This window comes from Halanaerobium congolense, assembly GCF_004366375.1.
Taxonomy (GTDB): Bacteria; Bacillota; Halanaerobiia; order Halanaerobiales; family Halanaerobiaceae; genus Halanaerobium; species Halanaerobium congolense.
On record NZ_SOEF01000091.1, the window covers coordinates 1 to 1,303 of the forward strand.

1 protein-coding gene is annotated in these 1,303 nt (G+C 28.9%); it reads left to right on the top strand.

Features of this window, described 5'->3' with window-relative positions; genetic code table 11:
* Positions 1-79 precede the first annotated feature (79 nt).
* Positions 80-1,201 carry an IS200/IS605 family element RNA-guided endonuclease TnpB gene (gene tnpB, locus C7954_RS13545; protein ID WP_091711146.1) on the top strand — a complete coding sequence of 374 codons (1,122 nt, stop codon included), beginning with the start codon at positions 80-82 and terminating at the stop codon, positions 1,199-1,201.
* Positions 1,202-1,303 lie beyond the last annotated feature (102 nt).

Here is a 1,303-nt window from a genome sequence, read left to right on the forward strand (position 1 = left end):
ATTAAATATTCTAAAAACAAGAACAAATGTTTGTCTAACCTCTTTGTTTATGGTATAATATTAGTGAGGAGGTGAAAGCATGACAGGTAAAAAAATTATAAGAGAAAAAGGCTATAAGTTCAGGCTATATCCTAATAAAAAACAAAAAATATTAATAAATAAATCAGTTGGTTGTACAAGGTATGTATATAACCATTTTCTTTCAAAAGCTAAAGAAGATAAATATAAAACATATACTGAATATTCTAAGCAGCTAACACAATTAAAAAGAGAATTAATGTGGCTTAAAGAGCCAGATAAATTCGCTTTACAAAATGCTCTTAAAGATTTAGATAAAGCTTTTAATAATTTTTTTAGCGGCAAATATGACTTTCCTCAGTTTAAATCTAAAAAGAATATTAAAAATTCTTATCGGACTAATAAATTTGTTAGAAAAAGTGGAACTACCAATATTGAAATAAAAGATAATAAGATTAAGCTGCCTAAATTGGGGTGGGTTAAATTCAGTAAATCTCAAAAAGTTAAAGGCAAAATATTAAATGTGACAGTAACTAAAACTAATACAGACAAATATTTTATTTCAATAGCAGTTAAAGAGGAAATTAAAAAATTCCCTGAGGTAGATAAAAAAATAGGTATAGACCTGGGACTTAAGGAGTTTGCCATTACTTCAGATGGTGAGAAAAAAGCTAATCCTAGAGTTTTAAATAAATATGAGAAAAAGATTGCCAGATTAAATAGAAGTTTAGCTAGAAAAGAAAAAGGTTCTAATAATTGGTATAAAACTAAGAAAAAATTGGCTAAGGTACATGAAAAAATGGCTAACATTAGATTAGACTTTCTTCATAAGTTTTCAACTAAATTAATTGAGGAAAACCAACTCATAGCAGTTGAAACTTTAGAAGTAAAGAATATGCTTAAAAATTCTAACTTAGCTAAATCAATATCAGATGTATCTTGGAGTAAATTTATAGAAATATTAACCTATAAAGCTAAATGGTATGGAAGAGATTTGATTAAGATAGACACATTTTTTGCTAGCAGCCAGCTGTGTAATAATTGTGGCTATAAAAATGAAGAAGTTAAAGATCTAAAAATAAGAAACTGGAAATGTTCTGAATGTGGAAAAGTACACGATAGAGATATTAATGCTAGCAAAAACATCTTAGATGAAGGTTTAAAAATGCAAAAGGCAAGTTAGAGGATATACTGTTGGGCTAACAGGATTTTAAGCCTGTGGAGATGGTGGGTTACCACTTCTAAGAAGCAGGAATCCTCGAGGGCTTGCCCCGAGGAGGGTCAA